At 57.3% G+C, this 21,237-nt stretch carries 26 protein-coding genes and 2 pseudogenes; 10 read left to right on the forward strand and 18 right to left on the reverse strand.

The genetic code is table 11. From position 1 onward, the window contains the following. Positions 1-109: 109 nt before the first annotated feature. From coaE to CAGGBEG34_RS05890, 6 genes and pseudogenes are all read right to left on the reverse strand, one after another. Positions 110-737: pseudogene (gene coaE, locus CAGGBEG34_RS05865) on the reverse strand (dephospho-CoA kinase). Further along, positions 722-1,567: a prepilin peptidase gene (locus CAGGBEG34_RS05870; protein ID WP_006682873.1), complete on the reverse strand. Its 846-nt coding sequence runs from the start codon at positions 1,565-1,567 to the stop codon at positions 722-724. Before CAGGBEG34_RS05870 ends, coaE begins: the two are co-directional and overlap by 16 nt. A gap of 11 nt (positions 1,568-1,578) precedes the next feature. After that, entirely contained in the window at positions 1,579-2,796 is a 1,218-nt protein-coding gene (locus CAGGBEG34_RS05875) for a type II secretion system F family protein (RefSeq protein ID WP_006682874.1), read from the reverse strand. Then, on the reverse strand, positions 2,793-4,004 hold the full coding sequence (locus tag CAGGBEG34_RS05880) for a GspE/PulE family protein (RefSeq protein ID WP_006682875.1): 1,212 nt from the start codon (positions 4,002-4,004) through the stop codon (positions 2,793-2,795). Before CAGGBEG34_RS05880 ends, CAGGBEG34_RS05875 begins: the two co-directional genes overlap by 4 nt. A gap of 271 nt (positions 4,005-4,275) precedes the next feature. Beyond that, entirely contained in the window at positions 4,276-4,881 is a 606-nt protein-coding gene (recR, locus tag CAGGBEG34_RS05885; protein WP_006682876.1) for a recombination mediator RecR, read from the reverse strand. Positions 4,882-4,925: 44 nt separating this feature from the next. Continuing rightward, positions 4,926-5,501 (reverse strand): YceD family protein, encoded by a 576-nt coding sequence (locus tag CAGGBEG34_RS05890; protein WP_050009336.1) that lies wholly within the window; start codon positions 5,499-5,501, stop codon positions 4,926-4,928. 275 nt (positions 5,502-5,776) lie between these two features. On the opposite strand from CAGGBEG34_RS05890, the gene CAGGBEG34_RS05895 reads away from it, so the two are divergent. Next, positions 5,777-7,144: a DEAD/DEAH box helicase gene (locus CAGGBEG34_RS05895; RefSeq protein WP_006682878.1), complete on the forward strand. Its 1,368-nt coding sequence runs from the start codon at positions 5,777-5,779 to the stop codon at positions 7,142-7,144. A gap of 98 nt (positions 7,145-7,242) precedes the next feature. Here the strand turns inward: CAGGBEG34_RS05895 and fdx are convergent, their stop codons facing one another. The 7 genes from fdx to map form a co-directional block, all read right to left on the reverse strand. Next, entirely contained in the window at positions 7,243-7,587 is a 345-nt protein-coding gene (gene fdx / locus CAGGBEG34_RS05900) for an ISC system 2Fe-2S type ferredoxin (RefSeq protein ID WP_006682879.1), read from the reverse strand. Positions 7,588-7,595: 8 nt separating this feature from the next. Beyond that, positions 7,596-9,476, reverse strand: a complete 1,881-nt coding sequence (gene hscA / locus CAGGBEG34_RS05905) for a Fe-S protein assembly chaperone HscA (RefSeq protein ID WP_006682880.1) — start codon at positions 9,474-9,476, stop codon at positions 7,596-7,598. A gap of 8 nt (positions 9,477-9,484) precedes the next feature. After that, complete coding sequence (gene hscB / locus CAGGBEG34_RS05910; RefSeq protein ID WP_006682881.1) at positions 9,485-10,018, reverse strand: Fe-S protein assembly co-chaperone HscB; 534 nt, start codon at positions 10,016-10,018, stop codon at positions 9,485-9,487. A gap of 87 nt (positions 10,019-10,105) precedes the next feature. Next, positions 10,106-10,429: an iron-sulfur cluster assembly protein IscA gene (gene iscA, locus CAGGBEG34_RS05915; protein ID WP_042688225.1), complete on the reverse strand. Its 324-nt coding sequence runs from the start codon at positions 10,427-10,429 to the stop codon at positions 10,106-10,108. 55 nt (positions 10,430-10,484) lie between these two features. After that, positions 10,485-10,961, reverse strand: coding sequence for a Fe-S cluster assembly scaffold IscU (iscU, locus tag CAGGBEG34_RS05920; protein WP_006682883.1), 477 nt, complete (start codon positions 10,959-10,961; stop codon positions 10,485-10,487). A gap of 20 nt (positions 10,962-10,981) precedes the next feature. After that, on the reverse strand, positions 10,982-12,220 hold the full coding sequence (locus CAGGBEG34_RS05925; RefSeq protein ID WP_006682884.1) for an IscS subfamily cysteine desulfurase: 1,239 nt from the start codon (positions 12,218-12,220) through the stop codon (positions 10,982-10,984). Positions 12,221-12,345: 125 nt separating this feature from the next. After that, complete coding sequence (gene map / locus CAGGBEG34_RS05930; protein ID WP_006682885.1) at positions 12,346-13,152, reverse strand: type I methionyl aminopeptidase; 807 nt, start codon at positions 13,150-13,152, stop codon at positions 12,346-12,348. A 178-nt stretch (positions 13,153-13,330) separates the two neighbouring features. Here map and CAGGBEG34_RS05935 point away from each other — a divergent pair, with 178 nt between their 5' ends. Continuing rightward, a complete protein-coding gene (locus tag CAGGBEG34_RS05935) occupies positions 13,331-14,452 on the forward strand; it encodes a cystathionine beta-lyase (protein ID WP_006682886.1) in 1,122 nt (373 codons plus the stop codon). On the opposite strand, the gene CAGGBEG34_RS05940 is transcribed toward CAGGBEG34_RS05935, so the two are convergent. Beyond that, positions 14,379-15,212: a phytanoyl-CoA dioxygenase family protein gene (locus tag CAGGBEG34_RS05940; protein ID WP_006682887.1), complete on the reverse strand. Its 834-nt coding sequence runs from the start codon at positions 15,210-15,212 to the stop codon at positions 14,379-14,381. The genes CAGGBEG34_RS05935 and CAGGBEG34_RS05940 overlap by 74 nt on opposite strands. Continuing rightward, the gene (plsY, locus tag CAGGBEG34_RS05945; protein ID WP_006682888.1) at positions 15,205-15,825 is read right to left on the reverse strand and encodes a glycerol-3-phosphate 1-O-acyltransferase PlsY; all 621 of its coding nucleotides are present in this window, start codon (positions 15,823-15,825) and stop codon (positions 15,205-15,207) included. Before plsY ends, CAGGBEG34_RS05940 begins: the two co-directional genes overlap by 8 nt. 7 nt (positions 15,826-15,832) lie before the next feature. On the opposite strand from plsY, the gene ldcA reads away from it, so the two are divergent. After that, positions 15,833-16,771 (forward strand): muramoyltetrapeptide carboxypeptidase, encoded by a 939-nt coding sequence (gene ldcA, locus CAGGBEG34_RS05950; protein WP_006682889.1) that lies wholly within the window; start codon positions 15,833-15,835, stop codon positions 16,769-16,771. 37 nt (positions 16,772-16,808) lie between these two features. On the opposite strand, the gene CAGGBEG34_RS05955 is transcribed toward ldcA, so the two are convergent. After that, positions 16,809-17,003: a hypothetical protein gene (locus tag CAGGBEG34_RS05955; RefSeq protein ID WP_158641815.1), complete on the reverse strand. Its 195-nt coding sequence runs from the start codon at positions 17,001-17,003 to the stop codon at positions 16,809-16,811. Between the two features lie 220 nt (positions 17,004-17,223). On the opposite strand from CAGGBEG34_RS05955, the gene CAGGBEG34_RS05960 reads away from it, so the two are divergent. Genes CAGGBEG34_RS05960 through CAGGBEG34_RS10665 form a run of 4 tightly spaced genes read left to right on the forward strand, consistent with a single transcriptional unit; the run spans position 17,224 to position 18,336 of the window. Further along, entirely contained in the window at positions 17,224-17,586 is a 363-nt protein-coding gene (locus CAGGBEG34_RS05960; RefSeq protein ID WP_042688210.1) for a hypothetical protein, read from the forward strand. Beyond that, positions 17,583-17,915, forward strand: a complete 333-nt coding sequence (locus tag CAGGBEG34_RS12180; protein ID WP_102033288.1) for an IS3 family transposase — start codon at positions 17,583-17,585, stop codon at positions 17,913-17,915. Before CAGGBEG34_RS05960 ends, CAGGBEG34_RS12180 begins: the two co-directional genes overlap by 4 nt. Beyond that, positions 17,839-18,051, forward strand: a complete 213-nt coding sequence (locus CAGGBEG34_RS12185) for a DDE-type integrase/transposase/recombinase (RefSeq protein WP_102033289.1) — start codon at positions 17,839-17,841, stop codon at positions 18,049-18,051. Before CAGGBEG34_RS12180 ends, CAGGBEG34_RS12185 begins: the two co-directional genes overlap by 77 nt. Positions 18,052-18,102: 51 nt before the next feature. Beyond that, on the forward strand, positions 18,103-18,336 hold the full coding sequence (locus tag CAGGBEG34_RS10665) for an integrase core domain-containing protein (RefSeq protein WP_042688212.1): 234 nt from the start codon (positions 18,103-18,105) through the stop codon (positions 18,334-18,336). Positions 18,337-19,056: 720 nt separating this feature from the next. Here the strand turns inward: CAGGBEG34_RS10665 and CAGGBEG34_RS11050 are convergent. After that, a complete protein-coding gene (locus tag CAGGBEG34_RS11050) occupies positions 19,057-19,305 on the reverse strand; it encodes a hypothetical protein (RefSeq protein ID WP_158641792.1) in 249 nt (82 codons plus the stop codon). Positions 19,306-20,080: 775 nt separating this feature from the next. After that, positions 20,081-20,341, reverse strand: a complete 261-nt coding sequence (locus CAGGBEG34_RS05990; RefSeq protein WP_042688216.1) for a hypothetical protein — start codon at positions 20,339-20,341, stop codon at positions 20,081-20,083. A gap of 126 nt (positions 20,342-20,467) precedes the next feature. Between CAGGBEG34_RS05990 and CAGGBEG34_RS05995 the strand changes: the two are divergent. The 3 genes and pseudogenes from CAGGBEG34_RS05995 to CAGGBEG34_RS06005 all read left to right on the forward strand — a co-directional run. Next, positions 20,468-20,686: pseudogene (locus CAGGBEG34_RS05995) on the forward strand (siphovirus Gp157 family protein); the annotation flags it as partial. Positions 20,687-20,786: 100 nt separating this feature from the next. Further along, positions 20,787-21,011 (forward strand): DUF4224 domain-containing protein, encoded by a 225-nt coding sequence (locus CAGGBEG34_RS06000; protein WP_042688217.1) that lies wholly within the window; start codon positions 20,787-20,789, stop codon positions 21,009-21,011. Continuing rightward, positions 21,008-21,237 (forward strand): hypothetical protein (locus tag CAGGBEG34_RS06005; protein ID WP_042688218.1); only part of this gene is annotated, 230 nt, incomplete at its 3' end. The genes CAGGBEG34_RS06000 and CAGGBEG34_RS06005, both read left to right, overlap by 4 nt.

Consider the following 21,237-nt stretch of genomic DNA (forward strand, 5'->3'; position numbering starts at 1 on the left):
TTAAAAAAGCGGCAAATTCTATCAGCCGTGAACGTTGCCAGAGCATTTCTTGGTGAGATTGCCTTTCGCGAGCGCAAAACCGACGCCGTGCAGGCCACCGAAAAATGCGCTAGCGGGCGAAGCCCAGATAACGCCGATGTAATTGATCGATCTGTGTATAGAGCGCGTCGAGCATTGTTTCACTGTATAAGACATCATCCGCTTGTGCAAGGCGCGCTTCCCGGCTCGGCCTGCTGGGCGATCATGGCTTGAACCTGATCAGATTTGAAGCCATCGCGCTGTATCACGCGACGGATTTGGTTTTCGGTAGAACAGTCGACCACCAAAACACGGTCGACCCGGTTTTTCCAGTAGCCTGTTTCAACCAATAGCGGAACCACAAAAAGCGCATAGGCGCTGCGCGCAGCGGATGCCGCACGTATGCATTCAATGCGGATCAATGGATGCAAAATGGCTTCAAGCTGCCGCCGCGCATGCAGATTACTGAAGATATATTCGCGCATTTTGGCGCGGTCGAGCGCGCCCCCGGCAGTCAGATAAGTGTGTCCGAAGGCGCGGGTGATTTGGGGCATCGCCGCACCGCCGGCTGCCGTGAGCACATGCGCGATGCGGTCTGTATCGATGACCGTGACGCCGTGTTGAGCGAAGCGCTGCGCAACCACCGTTTTACCGCTGCCAATCCCGCCGGTGAGGCCAACTGAAAAGCGTTCAAAGCGCTCTGTCAAAGCGGCATCCATTGCCATTGCATCCACGGCGGCGTCCAAAAAAGCGCGAGCGCGCCCGCTGCGGCAAGGAACGGTCCAAATGGCAGCGGTTGATGTTTTTTAAGCCGGCCATATGCGCACGCGGCCACGCCGCACAGCATACCGCCCGTTGAGGCGAGCAGCGCGATGGAAGGCAAGGCCATCCAGCCGAACCATGCGCCAAGCGCGGCGAGCAGCTTAAAATCACCCTGTCCCATGCCTTCTTTATTTCGCACAAGACGGAACAGCCAGGCAATCAGCCAGAGCGACAGATAGCCCGCCAGAGCGCCGATGACTGCGTCGGCAAGCGGCGCAAAGCGTGCTTCAAGATTGACAAGCAATCCGGACCACAACAATGGCATCGTCAACGCGTCGGGTAGCAGATGCGTCTGCAGATCGATCCAGGCGAGCGCCAGCAAGGCTGCAACCAACCCGTATGCCGCAAGCGCTTGTCCGCTTGCGCCGAAACGCCAGAACGCGCTCGCAGCGCTGATTGCGCTGAGGAGCTCAATCAATAAATATCGGATCGGGATCGGCGCGCAGCAAGCAGCGCAGCGGCCGCGCAGCCGCAGATAGGAGACCAACGGGATATTTTCCAGCAGCCTCAGCGTATGGCCGCACGCGGGACAATGAGAGCGCGGTTGCCAAAGGTTGTACGCGCGGCCTTTATCCATATGAATAGATTGCGCCACACATGTGCTGGACAGATGCCCTGCTTCCGCGTTCCAGGCGCGTTCGAGCATGATCGGCAGCCGGTGAACGACAACAGTGAGAAAACTCCCGATCACCAGACCGAATAGCGTCGCGATGAAGTATGGAATCATGTTTTAACCGTCTAAATCACATTGCCTAACTGAATAATAGGCAAATACAGTGCAACAACGAGTCCGCCAATCAGCGCGCCGAGCACAACAATGATGAGCGGCTCGACCAGACCCGCGAGCGCTTCGATGCGCCGGTCGAGCTGCTGACTGTTGAGCGTTGCAATATCGTTCAGCATGGCGTCGAGCGCACCGGATTCTTCGGCAACCGAGACGGTTTGCAACACAGAGGGCGGAAAACAGCCGACAGCGCGCATCGCGTCGGTCAATCGCGCGCCGCGCCGCACGGCGCGCGCAATCGTGTGCGTTGCGCGGTCGAACACGGTATTGCCTGTGATATTGGACATGACTTCAAACGCATCGGCGAGCGGCGTGCCAGCTTTAAGGAGCGTGCCGAGCGCGCGACTCCAGCGCGCGATTGCCCATTGCCGGAGCAGCGGCCCGACGATGGGAGGCATCAGCAATAGGCGGTCGAAAGCGGCGCGCAACGCGGATGAGCGGCGCAAGCCGAAGCTGCAGCCGAGACAAAGCGCGACCATCGCAAGGCTCGCCGGCGCAATCGCGCGCGCTGTTGCAGAAGACAGCGCCAGCACCACGCGCGTTGGCGCAGGCAGCGCCGCGCCAAAGCCATCGAACACCTGTTCAAAGGTCGGAACGACCCAGATCATCAATGCAACGGTAATCAATAAAGCAAGGAGCAGTACGCCAGCCGGATAGCTCAATGCGGCCCGCAGTTTGGCTTTCTGCGCAGCCGAGCGCTCGCGGTCATTCGCCAGCTGAGCCAGAAGTTCGGCGAGCGAACCGGACGCTTCGCCGACGGCGACCAATTGACAATATAGAGCATCAAAGCAGCGGTGCCGCGCCAGCGCAGCCGAAAAGTGCAGCCCTTGCACGATATCGCGCGCAATCGCCTGCACGACGCGAGCGAGCGCGGCAGACGCATCGCTGGCCGCCATGATGTTCAGCGCGGATAAAAGCGGTATGCCTGCCTGAAGCAGATTGGCGAGCTGGCGTGAAAAAAGCGTGATTTCCGCGCTGCGGACGCGGCCTGGACGCGCCGCGCCTTTACGGATGATTTCTATCGCAACAATGCGCTGCCGTTTGAGCACCGCGCGCACATCCGCCGCATGGGCGGCAACCAGCACGCCGCGCCGCAGGCGGCCATGCGCATCGGCGCCGCGCCACGCAAAGCGCGCGTCGCTGGCTTCGGGCGCAGAAGAGAGGGGCCTCATGTTTGAGCGTCGGTGACGGCGAGCACTTCTTGCAGACTGGTCGCGCCTTCGCGCACTTTGACAAGTCCCGCTTCGCGCAGCGTTTTCACCCCTTCCTGCCGCGCTTGCTGCGCGAGCGCCTGGACTCCGGCGCGCGCGAGGATGATCTCGCGCATCGCGTTGGAAATCGGCATGACCTGATGGATGCCGAGACGTCCGCGATAGCCGATGCCATGACAGTCCAGGCAGCCTGCCGGACGATACGGTTGCCAATCCTGAGTACAGGCGGTTTCGTCGAATCCCGCCGCGCGCCGCGCGATGGGTGAGATTGAGGCTGGAATGCGGCAGCAAGGGCAGAGTTTTCTGATCAGCCGCTGCGCGGTAATGATGCGAATGGCGGCTGCGAGATTGAAGGGCGCAACGCCGATATCGAGCAGTCTCGCCAGTGTTGCGGGCGCATTGTTGGTGTGCAGGGTGGAAAGAACCAGATGTCCGGTTTGCGCGGCTTTAATCGCCACGTCAGCGGTTTCCGGGTCGCGGATTTCGCCGACCATGATGACATCCGGGTCTTGGCGCAGAAAGGCACGCAGCGCCGTTGCAAAGCTCAGTCCCGCCTTCTCTCGCACGCTGACCTGGTTGACGCCGGTCAACTGAATTTCAGCCGGGTCTTCGACCGAGCATAGATTCAACGCTTCACGGTTGAGTTGCTGCAATAAACAGTAGAGCGTGACGGTTTTACCGCTGCCGGTGGGGCCGGTGACCAGCACCATGCCGTGCGGTGCGCGAATGGCGGCTTCCAGCGTGTCGCGCTGCGCGGCGTCGAATCCAAGCGCATTGAGCGCGAGACCGGGCGGTAGCGTGTCCAGACGGCGCAGCACCAGTTTTTCGCCAAACAGGGTCGGCAGTGTATTGACTCGATATTCTTCCGTTTTTCCATTTTCAACCGGTATTCTGAGACGTCCGTCCTGCGGTACGCGCCGCTCGGCAATATCGAGACGCGCGAGCACTTTGATGCGCGTAATCAGACGGTCGCGCAGATGCGCGGGCGGGCGCATGATTTCGTGCAATACGCCATCGATCCGCAGCCGGATTCGCCACTGTTGCTCAACCGGCTCGATGTGCAAATCGGATGCGCCGCGCGCCGCCGCATCCCGCAGAATATCGCGCAGCAAATGGACGGCGGGCGCATCCGGCGAGGGGGCGTCTGCGTGGGATGGCATGGGAATCATGACACGTTGCGCTGATTGAGTGAGAAATGTGCAGCATGCTGCCGGGCGCAGGGCGGCGCCATTCAGCCGTTCGGTCATTCGGACGCTACCTCCCGCTCCTCAATTGCGCTTGGCGCGTAAACCCAAGACCCGCCGAATCATTTGAGCATTTGTTTTCCGGCTAGGAAAGATATGGGGCCTTCTGCTGCGCCAGTCAGTCCTTCAAACTCCTGATGTTGATAACACCGCATCCGCTTGCGCAAAAATCCTATTCCTGCACTGGAAAACATGTTTATGAATCACATATCAGACGGCGGTCCAGCAGCGCGCGCGCAACTGTCCCCGGGTCGGTATATTCAAGTTCCGCGCCTAATGGCACGCCGCGCGCAAGGCGCGTTGTCGTCAGGCCGCGCGCTTTAAGCAATTGGCCAAGATAATGCGCGGTCGCTTCGCTTTCGCTGGTGAAGTTTGTCGCCAGAATCACTTCGCGCACGACCCCATCGTCTGCGCGCTTAAGCAGACGCTCAAAATGGATTTCGCGCGGTCCGATGCCGTCAATCGGATTGAGGTGCCCCATAAGTACAAAATACAGGCCGCGATAGCTCAATGTCTGTTCAAGAATCAACTGATCGGCGGGCGTTTCAACGACACAAAGCAAGGCTGCATCGCGCGCCGGATCGGTACAGGTTTTGCATAAGGGCGCCTCGGTAAATGTATTGCATCGCGCGCAATGGCGCAGGCGCTCAACTGCGTGTTGCAGGGCGCAGGCCAGGCGTTGCGCCGCCGCGCGATCATGCTGCATCAGGTGATACGCGAGCCGTTGCGCAGATCTGGGACCGATGCCGGGGAGTGCGCGCAATGCGTCGATGAGTGCAGATAGAGCAGGCGGAGAGGACATGGCGCTTTGAATACGTTGATTGAGCGGCCATTTATGAATGACTTCTAGCGATCATGCTGTTTCAGCGCAGCCAGCATTGCAAAGGGGCTGCGATGCGGCAAGCGGCTGATGCGCAGTGCATCAGGGAGCGCGGGGCATACGGGGTGCTTGGGCGCCGACGGTAGGGCAAGGTATAATTCTTGATCCATCAGATCGAGCAGATCAAATGCGCGCGTACCCACGATGATCTCTATCTGGTCATTGTCGAGCGGTGCCGCGTCGGCCTGTTGCTCAGTTTCGACAATCCGATAGAGCATCTGTATGGACAGGGAATGCAGATAGGGTGCAAGGCAGCGCTGGCATTCGAGCTGGAGCGCGCCTGAAAGTGTGAGTTTCAAATAGGGGGCATGGACAGTATCCCCAGCGGGAGCGGATTCAGTCCGCATTTCGCCGGCGGCGGTCCAGCGGAACGCGGGTATATTTTCCGGCAGAGGCAGCACAGCCTGTAATAGACGCGGCAGCAGAGTCAATGACAGTTCTCCGTTCGCCTGCGCCCCGGCGCGGGCGAACTTCCATAAATCCAGGGCCTGTATATTCCAGCCGGAAAGGGAGGGGTCAAAGGATCGGTTTTTTTGAGTCATCTTTATGCCATTTTATTCGGTGAACGTTTCACCCGCTCAATGAAATAAAATCGTTTTCTAAACCGGCCTCTCACACAAAATTCCGGACACTACCCTGGGCAAAATGCTCACGGAGTGCCCCCAGCGTAAGACAGGCTTATAAACAATGTAATTTAAATGAAAAATGCTCTAGCACATTGGCTAGCTTTGTGCGCGACCAAATCCTCTGGCACAATTCGCCTGTGCAATAGCTGACTTGCTGAGCTTATTGTGATCTTATTTCAGGAATTTGTTGAATGACTTCTTATTCTCTCTCAACCACCTTGGACTCCACGCCACTCAAAGAACACGCCGCCCGGAGCCTGAGTTTTAGCGATCTGGGACTGTGCGCCGAAATTCTCCATGCACTCAACGCCGCAGGCTACACCGAACCGACGCCTGTGCAGCAACGCGCAATTCCCGTTGCGTTGGCGGGCCATGATTTGCTCGTCTCAAGCCCCACCGGTTCCGGTAAAACCGCCGCGTTTATGTTGCCAGCCATCCAGCGCTTCGCACAAATGCAACGCTCAGACTCAGTTGCACATAGCGCGCACGCACGCATGTCCCGCCGTATGCCGCCCGCGCGCCCCGCATTACTCGTGCTGACTCCAACGCGCGAATTGGCGCTGCAGGTCACCCATGCCGCCGAGACCTATGGCAAGCAGCTCAGGCGTTTGCGCACGGTCAGCGTCCTGGGCGGCGTTCCCTACCGCAAGCAGCTTGAATTACTGATGCGGCAGCCGGACATCGTGGTCGCCACGCCTGGACGTTTGCTTGATCATCTTGAGCGCGGACGCATTGATCTTTCGAGGCTCTCAATGCTCGTACTGGATGAAGCGGACCGCATGCTCGATATGGGTTTTATCGACGCAATTAGAACCATCATTGCCGCAACGCCCTCTTCCCGTCAAACGCTGCTCTTTTCAGCCACTCTGGATGCACGCATCGGCGCATTGACCCAACGCCTGATGAAATCGCCGGAGCGCATTGAAGTCACGCATCGCCTGGAACAGAGCGGCAAGATTGAGCAATCGATTCATTGGGTGGATGATCGTGCGCATAAAGACCGTCTGCTGACCCATTTATTATCCGACACCCTGTTGGATCAAGCCATCGTGTTTACCGCAACCAAGAGCGGCGCGGATGAACTTTCCAGCCTGCTCTGCAGCGCGGGTTTCATATCGGCGGCCTTGCATGGCGATTTGCCGCAAAGCGCGCGTAACCGCACGTTGCGCGCACTGCGCGAGCGGCGCGTGCTCGTGCTCGTTGCAACCGATGTAGCGGCGCGCGGCATCGATATTCCGGGCATTACGCATGTTTTCAATTACGATTTACCGAAATTCGCTGAAGATTATGTGCACCGGATTGGACGCACCGGCCGCGCCGGCCGCAGCGGTACCGCCATCAGTTTTGTCCATCATGGCGAAAGGTCTACTGTGCGGCGCATTGAACATTTGACCCGGCAAACCTTGCCGGTCCGCGTGATTGAAGGCTTTGAGCCGCGGCGCACGCCTTCCACGCCTGTACCGTATAAACCTGGCGTTCATCGAAGGGGAGTCCGTACAGGCGTAAGCGCGCGACCGAACCGTCGAGTGTTTGCGCGCCAATCCGGTGCGCGGTTTTAGGTGCACGCGCTCGCAAATAAGGGTTTGACTGATTGTGTCATCATAGCCCCCGAAAAACCTCTGGTTGAAGATCCTGGAAAATCATGGGCGGGACTGATTTATTTTTCTTTCACCTGGTTGATGGAATATTTCGGAATCTCGATGACCACTTTCAACCGCTCATCGTCCGGCACGATTGCCTGGCACGATAAACGCGAAGTCGCTTCAAGTCCCCAGGCTCTATCGAGCAAATCCTCCTCAATTTCGTCCGCTTCAGAAAGCGCGTCAAAGCCTTCCCGCACCACCACGTGACAGGTTGTGCACGCGCAGGACTGTTCGCATGCATGCTCAATCTCAATGCCGTTTTCGAGCAGCGCACTGCAAATACTCTGGCCGGGTTTGGCGCGAACCGTTGTGCCTTGCGGACATAAGTCTTCGTGCGGGAGTACGACCAGTCGAGGCATCTTGCTCCTTAAGTCAGATCGTCTACTGAACGCCCGGCCAGCGCGGCCCGGATGTGCTTATCCATCCGCCGCGCGGCAAAGGCATCGGTGGCGCCTTTTAAAGCGTCAAGCGCAGTATTTAATGCGTTCCGCTCTGCGTTGACATCCGCCACTGCGGCCCGCGCAGCGCGCAGCGCGGCCTCTATTTTTTCACGCTCCGCTTCTGTGCATAGCTCCGCATCGCAGGCCAGCGCCGTCTCAGTGGCATCGATCAGGCGTTCAGCTTCAATATGCAGCTCGCGCGCCGCGCGCTCATTTTGATCCATGCGCGCGCTGCGCACGCTCTCTTCGAGCATCCGGGTGATTTCATCAGCGCTCAATCCATACGAAGGTTTGACGCAAATTGATGCTTCTACGCCAGAGTGCGTTTCACGCGCCGAAACAGAGAGCAGACCATCGGCGTCCACCTGATACGTGACGCGAATCCGCGCCGCGCCTGCCGCCATCGGTGGTATACCGCGCAGCTCAAAACGCGCCAGCGAGCGGCAATCTGTCACGCGCTCGCGCTCGCCTTGCACGACGTGAATCGCCAGCGCTGTCTGGCCATCTTTAAAAGTGGTGAACGCCTGCGCGCGCGCAACTGGAATTGTCGAATTGCGCGGGATGATTTTTTCGACCAGCCCGCCCATCGTTTCAACGCCGAGCGAGAGCGGAATCACATCCAGCAATAACCAGTCATCCTGTGCGCCGCGTGGATTGCCCGCGAGCCGGTCGGCCTGAATCGCCGCGCCGAGCGCAACGACTTGATCCGGGTCGATACCCGCAAGCGGCGGCTGTTTGAAAAATGCCTCAATTGCGCGCCGCACTGCGCGCATTCGCGTTGCGCCGCCGACGAGGACAACGCCTTGCACCTCCTGGACGCTGATTTGCGCGTCGCGCAGCGCGCGTCGCGTCAAATCCAATGTGCGCGCAATCAGCGGCTGAACACGCCCGGCTAATTCAGCTTCGCTGAGTGACGCCGCGCAGCGCGCGCCGCTGGACAAAACGAGGTCGATCTGCGCTTCATCGTCAACAGACAATTTTTCTTTTGCACGCCGCACTGCGTCAAATAACCGCCGGATATCCTCCGGCGCGCGGACTTCAATGCCCGTTTTCGCACTCACCTCTTGAAATAACCATCGATCTACATCATCGCCGCCGAGCGCCGTGTCACCGCCGGTCGCGCGCACTTCAAAAACGCCGCGCCTTAAATGCAGGATCGACACATCAAAGGTGCCGCCGCCCAGGTCGTATATCACATATTGGCCTTGCGCACCCTGCTCCAGGCCGTAAGCAATTGCAGCCGCGGTCGGTTCATTGAGCAGCCGCAATACATGCAGCCCTGCGAGCCGCGCTGCATCCTTGGTTGCCTGTCGCTGAGCATCGTCAAAATACGCGGGGACAGTAATCACTGCGTCCGTTGGCATTTCGTCCAGTACGCGCTGCGCGCGCGCACGTAGCGCCGATAAGATTTCAGCCGATATTTCGACCGGATTTTTGAGTCCAGCCACTGTGCGGATATGCACCATGCCGGACCGGTCTACCAGATCGTAGGGGGCGAGATGCGCGTCGTTCGGGTCAAGATCGGCTGTGCTACGGCCCATCAGACGTTTAACGGAGATCATCGTATTTTGGGGATCGCGCAGCGCATCCGCCTGCGCAACGCAGCCGACGCGCGTTTGTCCATCCGGAGAATAACGCACGACCGACGGCAACAATGGCGTATCGTCCGTATCCCGCAGCGCTTCGGGCGCGCCATTGCGAATCGTTGCAATTAACGAATGCGTTGTTCCAAGGTCAATCCCAACCGCGCAGCGCCGCTGGCGCGGAGTGCGCGCCGTGCCGGGTTCTGAAATCTGGAGTAGCGCCATTGGAATGTTTAAATGGTCGTGTCGTTCAATCTATACAACTGCGTTTGCGTCTCATCCTGCACCCGTTGAATAAACATCGATTGGCGCGTGATTTCAGCCGCTTGTTGATTCGCTTTGGATGCAAGCAGATTGCCCAGCATATCGATATGCCGCCGGGCAGTTTCGCGCAGTTCGTTTAAAAGCGTTTTGAGCGCTGGCGCGTCTTTTGAAGCAGCCGCCTGCTCAAGATGCTCGCGCCATTCCATTTGCTGGACTAAAAAGGCGCGATCTATCGCAGTATTATTTTCAGCTTCAAATTCGATCCCGCGCAACTGCAATAGATGCACCGCGCGCTGCAGCGGGTCTTTCAGAATCCGGTAGGCCTCATTCGCGCGCGCCGTCCACTGCAATGCAGCGCGCTTCTGCGCTTCGCCCGCCGCCGCAAAATGGTCCGGATGCGTATGTGCAAGTACAGTGTGATAAGCCGCATCCAGCGCCTTTTGATCCAATGGATACTGCTCAGCCAGGTTGAACAGTTTGAAATAATTTTCAGGCAAAGACATCCAGATCAGCCTTTAGAGCCTTTTCTTCAGTAGATTTGCCACTGGCGCGAGCGCGAAGTGACGCCGTGCAAGCCGCCGAAAAAGCCTCTAAACGCGGAACGATTCGCCGCAGCCGCACGGATCTTTTGCGTTCGGATTATTGAATTTAAACCCTTCTTTTAAGCCTTCGCGCGCAAAGTCCAGTTCAGTACCGTCCAGACACGCCAGACTCTTCGGATCGACGACAATTTTGACGCCACGACTTTCAAACACTTGATCTTCCGGCGCCAGCGCGTCGGCGTATTCAAGCGTGTACGCCAATCCTGAGCATCCGGTTGTGCGCACGCCTAAACGTATTCCCAAGCCTTTGCCGCGCCGCAATAAATATTTTTGCGCGCGCTGCGCCGCTTCTTCGGTCAGCATAATGGCCATTTCCGTATATATCGTATATATGATAACGAGCTTGATCACAAGCCGGATTCGATTCTCAAGCAGCGGGCGCAGCGACTGGCTGCGCGCCTTCAGTCGGCCCTTTCGGTTCCGCCGCTGATGAATCTGCATCGTCGCCCTGTCTTTCCTGCCTGGCCTGACGCCGCTTTTGATAATCCGCGACCGCTGCCCTGATCGCGTCTTCGGCCAAGATTGAGCAGTGAATTTTGACAGGCGGCAATGCGAGCTCGCTGACGATATCCATGTTCTTGATCGCAAGCGCCTGATTGAGCGTTTTACCCTTGATCAATTCCGTCACCAAGGAACTGGACGCAATCGCCGAACCGCAGCCATATGTTTTGAACCGCGCATCTTCAATGACCCCGTTCTTGCCGACCCGGATTTGAAGTTTCATCACATCGCCGCACGCGGGCGCGCCAACCATACCGGTCCCCACATTCTCCGCCTCTTTATCAAAGGATCCGACATTGCGCGGATTGTCATAATGATCGAGTACTTTTTCACTGTATGCCATTGTCTACTCCTTAAACACTCTTAATGAGCCGCCCATTGCACCGAATTTAAATCAATGCCCTCCCGGTGCATCTCCCATAATGGAGACAAATCGCGCAGTCTGGCAATTTTCTGATTCACCAGGTCCACTACGTAATCAATTTCCTGTTCCGTTGTAAAACGGCCTATTGAGAAACGGATTGAACTATGCGCCAGCTCGTCGTTTCGGCCCAGCGCGCGCAACACATACGAAGGTTCGAGCGAAGCCGAAGTACAGGCGGAACCTGAGGATACCGCAACATCCTTGATCGCCATCATTAAAGATTCGCCTTCGACAAAATTAAAGCTGACGTTCAGATGATGCGGCACGCGATGCTCAAGATCGCCATTGACATAAATTTCTTCAATTTCCTTCAATCCGGCCCATAAACGATTGCGCAGCGCGCGGATGCGCACGTTTTCAACCGCCATTTCCTCGCGCGCCAAGCGGAACGCTTCGCCCATGCCGACAATCTGGTGCGTTGCCAAGGTGCCCGAACGCATGCCCCGCTCATGGCCGCCACCGTGCATCTGCGCCTCAAGGCGCACGCGCGGTTTGCGCCGCGCGTACAAAGCGCCGATGCCTTTAGGGCCGTACACCTTATGCGCAGAAAGAGACATCAGATCAACGTTCAGCGCATTCAGATCAATCTTGATCTTGCCCGCCGCCTGAGCGGCGTCAACATGGAAAATAATGCCTTTATCGCGGCAGATCGCGCCCAGCTGCTCAATGTCCTGAATCACGCCAATCTCGTTATTGACCATCATCACCGAGGCCAGAATCGTGTCGCCGCGCAGCGCCTGTTTGAATTTTTCCATATCCAACAGGCCATTTTCCAGCACATCCAGATAACTCAGCTCAAAACCCTCCCGTTCAAGCGCGCGGCACGTATCCAGCACCGCCTTATGTTCGGTTTTCAACGTGAGAATGTGCTTGCCTTTGCGTTGATAAAAATGCGCGGTGCCTTTTAAGGCGAGATTGTCAGATTCAGTAGCGCCCGATGTCCAAATGATTTCGCGCGGATCGCAATTGACCAGCGCAGCCACGTGCGCCCGCGCCTCTTCAACTGCGCGCTCCGCTTCCCAGCCATAGGCATGGCTGCGTGAGGCGGGATTGCCATACTGCTCCTGCAAATAAGGGATCATTTTTTCGACCACGCGCGGATCGGCCGGCGTCGTCGCGCTATAGTCCATATAGATCGGAAGATGCAGCGTGGATATGAGCGGCTTAAAGTTGTGCATGAGCGTGCTCTAAAGCGTTGGACTCTGATATTTTTCTAGCTTCAAACAGTATAAATAGGCAGGCAGATTAGTCAAGTTTAGCTGTCTTCACGCTCGCGCCAGTGGAAAATCGACTGAAAAATGCTTTAGACGCTGTGGAATAATGCAGGCGGCTGAGGAGAGCCCGTTGAGACGGTAAGCACTTCATATCCGGACGGCGTCACCAATACCGTATGCTCCCACTGCGCGGACAAGCTGCGATCCCGTGTTTTGACTGTCCACCGGTCAGACATCGTGCGCGTTTCATGACCGCCTGCATTAATCATTGGCTCAATCGTAAAGATCATGCCGGCCTTGAGCTCAAGACCGGTACCCGGACGGCCGTAATGCAGTACTTGCGGCGCTTCGTGGAAAACGGTGCCAATGCCATGTCCGCAATATTCGCGCACAACACTGTAGCCGTGCGCATGCGCACGCTGCGCAATGGCATGGCCGATATCTCCAAGCCGCGCGCCGGGCCGCACCTGATGAATGCCGAGCCACATACATTCATAGGTTGTGTTCACTAAGCGCTTGGCCAGAATAGAACCCTCGCCGACGATAAACATCCGGCTGGTATCGCCAAAATAACCATTCTTGATCACTGTAATATCGATATTGAGAATATCACCATTTTTCAGCTTCTTATCGCCTGGGATGCCATGACAAATCACATCGTTGACTGAAATGCAGGTGGCTTTGGGATACGGCGGATAACCGGACGGCTGGTAATTCAGCGGCGCTGGAATGGTCTGTTGTTGTTCCCGCATATATACATGACACAAGCGGTCTAGCTCAGCGGTGGTGACGCCCGCGCGCACAAAGGGCGCAATGTAATCGAGCACTTCGCTGGCGAGCTGTCCGGCGATTCGCATCCGGGCGATATCCTGTTCGTTCTTGAGCGTAATCTGCATGGCGCACTCTGGTGATTTTTAAACCCATTTGTTCAAAACATGAAAAATATTACACTTGCGCCACAGGCCCATTGATGTCCATCCGATCCATTCAGCGAGACGCCCAGTGTCCGATTTTCCTTCTTCATCCTCTGCAAAGCGCTCTGTACAAACTGAAATTCTCCATCCGCGCGAAGATATGCTCGCAGGCTGGGACGCGCTGGCCGCGCCGGTCACGCGCGCGGCGACCGTCGTGCATCCAAGCACCGCCTCATTACGCGCGGTGGATTGGCGCAAGCCTGCGCAATGGTCGTATGGCATACACGGAACGCCGGTTTCCAGAACGCTGGGGGCAAGACTTGCGGCGCTTGAAGGCGGCGACCACGCATTATTACAACCCTCCGGCCTCGCCGCGATTGTGAATATCAGTCTCGGTCTGCTCCAGCAAGGAGACGATGTATTAATACCGGACAATGTATACGGCCCCAGCCGCGAACACGGCGACTGGCTCCGGAAATTCGGCATTTCGGCGCGCTATTATGATCCACTGATGGGCGCGGATATCGCGCGGCTGATTCAGCCGAACACGCGCCTGATTTGGATCGAAGCGCCCGGCTCAGTGACAATGGAAGTCCCCGATGTGCGCGCAATCACAAGCGCAGCGCGCGCGCATGGCGTCCATACCGCGCTGGATAATACCTGGTCCGCCGGCGTTGCCTTCAAACCGTTCGATCATGGATGCGATATTTCCATGCAGGCGCTGACAAAATATCCATCGGGCGGCAGCGATGTGTTAATGGGCGTCACCATTACGCGCGATTACGATCTGCATCTGAAACTGAAACGCGCGCGCATGATGCTTGGGTTTAATGTGTCCGCCGACGATTGCGCGCTCGTATTACGCAATCTGCCCAGCACCGCGCTGCGTTATGCCGCGCATGGGCGCAGCGCGCTGGCGATTGCGCACTGGCTGAAAATGCGCTCCGAAATAGAGAAAGTGCTGCATCCAGCGCTGCCGGATTGCGGCGGACACGCGCACTGGAAGCGCGATTTCAGCGGTTCGGGCGGACTGTTTTCAGTGGTTTTCAACGCCGCCTTCACACAGGCGCAAACCGACGCTTTTATCGAAGGCTTGACGCTTTTCAAGATCGGCTTCAGTTGGGGAGGCGCGCATAGTCTTGTCGCGCCTTATGAACTCTCGGCGGAACGCAATACCTGGCCGCACCGCGGCGCGCTGGTGCGCTTTTTTATCGGTCTGGAAGAGGAAAATGATCTGCGCGCCGATCTTGAGCACAGCATGGCGCGTCATTTGACGGCGTGAGCGCCACTTCAGGCATTGAAGCGGAACGCGAGCCCGGTAAAGGCGGATTGCTGCTGCCGTGATAAGCGAACGCCAGAGAGTATTTGATTTTATTGCTGAAATTCGCGCCAGCCGCATGCAAAGTATTGCAGTGAAAGAAAACCGCATCGCCCGCGCCCAGCGCAGGCAAGACAGCGGTTTGAAGCAGCGCCGCCATCTCTGGATGATGTTCCGGGCGAGCGTGGAAGAATTGGGCGTGATCAAAACAATCGGAGGGCAGCGCGATTCGATGCGAACCAGGCACAAAGCGCAGCGCGCCGTTGCGAACGGTTTCGGACTCAAGCGCGAGCCACGCCGAGATCAGATTGTTGCGCTTAAATGACCAGTAACGCGCGTCCCGATGCCAGCCCGTTAAGCTGCCATACACCGGATGCTTTGTCATAATGCAATTGTGGTGGGCTTTTGTGAGCATGACCGGCTCGCCAAAGTACATCTGCATCCAATCGACAATACTCGGCCATGCGGCCCAGCAGCGGAATACGCGATCCCGGTCATAGGCATTGAGCAGGCGGCGCACGGTTTCGCCGCCCCCCGCCCGCCGTGAAGCGGGCGCGCCGGGATAATGTAAATCCGCCTCGTATTCAAGGGGCGCGGCCTTGGCAAGCAACTGCGCGCGCGCGGCGCGCCTGATTTCGGCGCAGCGCGCCGCATCCGCCAGCGCGCGTATCACGACAAATCCGTGCGATTTGAGCGTTGCGATTTGTTCCAGTGCCTTACTCATCCGCTTTTTGTCCGATTCTGGGTTCAGTGCCGCAACACAGATGATGAATATTTGAGCGGTGCCGGAAGACCAGTATGCCGCTGATGATGATCAGCGCTGCCGAGAGGATATTCGGACCAAAGATCAACATTTGGTAAAGGGGCGCAAATACCGCTGTGACAAGCGCCGCGAGCGATGAATAGCGAAAGAAAAATGCGATGATGCACCAGGTCGCCGCGCTGGCCGCGCCGAGCGCTGGATGAATGGCGAACAGAATGCCGGCTGCGGTTGACACGCCCCGGCCGCCCCTGAACCGGAAAAAAACCGGCCATACATGACCCATAAAGACGCTGAGCGCTGCAAGCGCAATGACTTCATTGCCCAATCCAGAGGATGCTCCAAATCGTCTGAGCGCGCAGGCGGCGACCCATACCGCCAGCCCTCCCTTGCCGGCATCGCCGGCGAATGTGAGCGCGGCGGCGCGCAGGCTGCCGCTGCGTAGTACATTGGTCGCGCCCGGATTTCCGGAACCATAGCTGCGCGGGTCGGCCAGCTTCATTGCTTTGCTGACCACAAGCGCAAATGGCGCCGACCCGATCAAATAAGCGAATAAGGCCACACTTAAATACATCATCCCATTCATGATAGAGACACCCTGTATCGTTTCACTCGTTGCTCCATCCGGTTATCCAAGGAATCAAGAGGCGCTTGCGCGCGGACTGCGATGGCTGCGCGCGCGCGGGTGCCAAATTGATAATACCCATGCAGTGCAGCGGCGTTACCAGCGTTTTGCGGGCACCGACGACGAGCGGGCAGCCGATTTGAACCGGCTGGCGAGTCCGGATCGCGCGCGGCCCGATATCGTGCTTGCGGTGCGCGGTGGTTATGGCGCCACGCGCATTTTGCCAAAGCTGGATTACGGGGGCTTGCGGCGACGTTTCGCGGGAACGCCCAGTATGTTCATCGGCTATAGCGATTTCACCGCAATTCAAATGGCACTGCTCGCACAGGCCTCATTGATCACTTTCGCCGGGCCAATGTTATGCAGCGATTTCGGCGCTGAATGTCCGGACGCATTGACGCTGCGCCATTTCCAGCGCGCGCTTGACCACCCGCATATTACGGTGCGTTGCAATAGACCACAGACGCAACCGGTTCACGTCAGCGGACCCTTATGGGGGGGCAATCTCGCCATTCTCGCGTCGCTCACTGGCACGCCTTATTTGCCGGAAATCGACGGCGGAATCCTGTTTACCGAAGATGTCGGCGAGCATCCATACCGGATTGAACGTATGCTGTATCAACTGCATCTTGCCGGCACACTCGCGCGCCAGCAAGCGCTTGTGCTCGGCGATTTTAATGAATTCCGCCTGAGCGAAGCGGATAACGGATACGATCTTGCGGCAATGATTGAACAGTTACGCACTGTGATCGGCATCCCTATCGTGACGGGCCTGCCATTCGGGCATGGCAGTCAGCGGGTCACTTTACCGATTGGCGCGCCGGCCCGCCTAATGACCGATCCGCAAGGTTTTACGCTGACCGCATGGGATTATCCGCACGCCTCAACATGCGAATAGCATCCATCGGGAAGTGGGAAGGGAGAAAGAAGACGAATCAGAAGAACGTTTTGACCAGTATCGCAACGATGCCTGCGCCGATAATCCCAAGTCCCCATTTAATGGCCGCCATCTCAGCGCGCAGAACCTCAAATCTAGCCTCCACGCCCTTGCGCAGCAATTCATTGTCCTTGCGCAAATCTCTTATTTCATTACGTAAAAGGTCGAACTTGGAATCTACACGTTGCTCCAAGGCAGCGACATCTTGTTTAGTCGCCAGTGCTGCCGCCTCATGCGAGGCTCGCACAGTGTCAGTGAGCGCTTCTGCCTGCTCTTCCTAAACCGTCTACGGGGCTACGCCCTGTAAAGTTCAGTTGAAAAATGACCCCCTAGTGGAGTGAACCCCTGAGACTGGACAGCTTAGAGGAGAAAAATTGATACGCTTGCTAGGTCCTTTTCAGAGGCACAGCACGATGTCAACAAGAAGTCTGTATCGTCGGCACAGTCCACAATTCAAGTGGCCACTGTGCGCGGATATTCGGAACGGCAAGATCGGACGGCGCGAAGCCAAGCGTACTTATCAAATTTTAGCCAACCTGATTCAGTTGTGGCTAAGCCAATATGATCGTGGCGAGCTGAACGTCGAGGAAGCAGCCGCCACGACGATCTCGGAATACGGAGCCCAAATTGCAGCATTCGAGCGCAAGGTCGGTCCACTCACAATGGAGATCGACTTGCTTAAAAAAATGCCACGGCTGCGACCCGAAAGCAGCAACGAGCCCTCATCTATCATCAGCGGCCCACTGCCTGCGGGGTCCAACGGGGGTGTCAGATGATCCAACTTCCCCGTAGCACTTTTTATGATCGTGCAGGCACCCCCTCTTCCCCCTGCTTGAGCGACGCACGACTCCTTGAGCGGATCGGGTGCATTCAGGACGCACTCTCCGGTGACGGGTATCGCCGTGTGACCTGCGCCCTGCAAGCACAGGGCTATGGTATCCATCACAAGCGGGTCGCCCGAATCATGAGGCAACCCGGTTTGGGGATCCAACCTAAACGCCGGTTCGTTCGTACCACAGATCGTCAGCATGACGGGCCGGTGTTTCCCAATCTGCACCGCAGAAAGGGGGGTTGTCTATTTGGCGGTGATTCTGGATGCCTGTAGCCGCAAGGTCATCGGATATGCCCTCGGGCGACAGATCGATACCCAGCTCACGCTGGCTGCCCTGAAAGCGGCGGGCATTCAACGTCGACCTGTGCCAGGCACCTGTATTCATCATAGCGACCGAGGCTGTCAATAGGCGAGCGCAGAATATCGCCGTGCCCTGCATGAATACGGTCTGATGGGCTCTATGAGCTCAGTTGCCAACCCCTACGACAATGCGCAAGCAGAAAGCTTGATGAAAACGCTCAAGGTTGAGGAAGTCTATTTAGCCGGCTATGAATCCTTTTCAGATGTAGCAGCGCGGCGACCGATATTTATTGAGGAGGTCTACAATACCAAGCGCTTACACTCAGCTCTAGGCTATTTATCTCCCCATCCATTTGAAGTAAAACGTGCTCGGCAAGTGGGTCAATTTTCATAGCTCAAGCTGTCCAGTTCCAGGGGTTCACTCCAGACTGACCCTTTTTCATGAGGTTGGACAGCCATTCAAAAAGCAGGGGGTCTGGCTTTGGGATCGATGGGCACGTAGCCCATCTCGTTGATCCCGATGAAAAGGGAGTAGAGCAGTGGGTTCATCCGGCGGCTTGTAAAGGTGTGGGCGAGCGCCTTGAGTCAGGCGCTAGCGAGGTTCACGGACTTGAAGCCGCGGACTGAGGGAGCGATGTTGCAAGGCGCGATAGGGGAGTTCCGGAGCCAGGTGAGATTTGCCGGAGCCGCCTACGATGAGCCCATTTTCACAGTGGCCTACCAATTTCAGTGGTTTTGCCTGTTCAAATCGTGTGAGGTTGATCGGCAAGCCGGCACCCTCGCACTCCTCGAGGGAGTGGAGAGGGGGGCGCTGAGCCCGCTGCATCCGGTACGCGAAAGAGCGGCTTTGGCGGTAAGCGACTTCGCAGCTGAATGGCCCTCCGGACCTCTGGGACGAATCGGCGGCGTTCAGGAGGCAAGGGCCTGTATTCCTCGAAGGATGGCCCCATGCCGGTATAGCCAAGTGCTGGCCATTGTGCGGCGATGTGTCATGCAACAGGGGCCTGTCCTGCTGGTAAAAGCGCCTGGTGGTCGCTCCTGCAATCGCCTGTGGGGGGATCGGCAGGGGTCGCCCGGAAGCATCGCAGGGGGGTGTGAGCTGGTGTTGAGGCGGTCAATGAGACTGAAGCATTGCAGGCGCCTGGTCTGAGCGCATCCGCACAAGCGAGCTCGACCGGGTCCAGGCCGTGCTCCGGTCTGGCCCATAAAACCTGGATGAGTGGCTGGGCGCATCCGGATGAGCGCTCAGTGGTTTTTCCAGGGCGGCCAGTGCAGGCGGCTTTTTCCAATGCTTGAAGGGGGCGCCGGGCTTGTATTTCAGCGCTGGAAGGTCATGAAGCCCCTCGTAGCGTGTCTGGCTCATGCTTACCCCTCCCCTTCTCCCTGACATCGCACGACAAGCCGGTGGGCGTAGACCCTGATTTCGACCCGTTCAGTGACAAGGCGCAGTCCACGCGGTATCGGTGGGGGTCAGAACAGATCAGGCGGGGGGGCGTGACGACGGGGGGGCAGCTTGTCAGAGTCAAAAGGGGATCGATCAGCGAATCCACGGGGCTTTTCTTCCGGATCGGCCTGCCAGACGGTCCTGGTTTTGAAATGCACGTGCTGAGTACGCTTGGCCCAACTGAGGCCGTGGGGAAAAAAGTGAGGGCGGGCTGTCCTGACCTGCCTTTCAACCGCCCCTTTCTCATGAGGGGCAGGGGGTGTGCGGGCAATCGGGGTCAAAACGTCGTGACGGGCCCATTCCAGGAAGCGGCGGTTGAATTCCCGACTCTGGCCTGACAGGCGCTTCCAGACGACCGTTTGGGGATGGTCGTCCATCCCGTTCGCGCCCATTCCATTGAACAACTGGAAGGCTGGATCAGGGCCTCCCTCCGCATTTCCAACGGCGCGTTCCGATAGGCCACCCGGAAAAATAGACCGCTGTAGCACAGATGAAAATGGGCAATCTTGAGCTTGACCCACTCTCCAGCTCACTGGATGGCTTCTTCGCTCCCCTCCCATTGAAACGGATTCACCGGCACCATGTGCGGTACGAAGGCTTTTCGAGGCTTGCCTGAGTCTGACTCGTGCGTCCACTTCCGAACACAGGCGCGGACGGGCGTATCAGCGCCTGTAAAGCCCGCTTCACCTCGTTCCTACAACTTGCGGGCCGTCTGCCTGTAGGACACAGGCGCTTTCCTGTCCGCTTCCAGTGTGCTCAACAGCCAGCCCCGGTCCGCTTCCAGCACCGGATCAACCGCTTGGCGCCGCTTATAGCGCTGGCTTGTCTCTTTCCCACGTATGCGCTTCTTGACGCTCGCCTTCGATCTCTTCAATTCCCGCCCAATCGTTTTACATCCTTTGCCCTCTCCGGGATACAGACGCCGATTCTTTGCAAGGGTTTCCACAATATACATCTCTTCATCACCCCCTCGCGAATGTATCAAAATCGCGAGGGTAAATACGTGATTCAGAGGGGGCTTTTTTCGGCTGTACTTGCTTCTCCAAAGGGGGCTGCTTTCCACTGAAATCAACACGCGGGGCTTCAGAAGGTGGAATGTCCGTATTTCAACATTGCGATTCGCACCAACCCGCCCGCCGTCCAGATCGAGGACGTGCGGCAGATTCCAGCGCAATTCATGCGCCAGCCCGAACCGCCGCCGCCCGCGCCGGATAAGAAAGCCATCAAGGAAGCGCTGGAAGCCGGTACCGATGTACCGGGCGCGCGGTTGGTGAGAAACCAATCGTTACGCATTCAATAAAGGCGCTGAGCAGGATGTTTCAGGAAGGTAATCCATCACTCAACGGCAATGTGCCGGTTCTTGTGTGGCTTTTGACCACGTATCAATAGGGAATGCAGCAATGATGCGCTTATCTCGTCAAGAACTGGCTGAAATTACAGGGTTAATACGCAAGCATGCACAGGCTGCTTGGTTTGCACGCTACTTTGGAGTGTCATTACCTGTTGACCGTCACGGCCCCATCATTACCCAACAAGTCTATCAAGACCTGATTAAAGCGAAATGCGGCTTGTTACAGAAGCGGCCTGCCGCCAGACCAAAAGTCAGGCTTAAGGCTGCCGCATGAACCGCCGTCGTTCAAGCTGGCGCTCACTGAGCACAACGCGCATTTACCAAAAGCGCAAACGCTTTTATCTTTTCTCGGCTGAGGAAATGGTCAATCCGAAGACGGGCAAGGCGGCCAGATGGCATAGTCTTTGCAGTCTCGAAGAGGGAGAAGATCGTGCACGCCAGATCGCGAAGGAAATTCAGCGATATAACACCGTGACTGAAAGCGGCGATATGCCGCACTA

It is taken from the genome of Candidatus Glomeribacter gigasporarum BEG34, from assembly GCF_000227585.1.
In the GTDB taxonomy this organism is placed as follows: domain Bacteria; phylum Pseudomonadota; class Gammaproteobacteria; order Burkholderiales; family Burkholderiaceae; genus Glomeribacter; species Glomeribacter gigasporarum_B.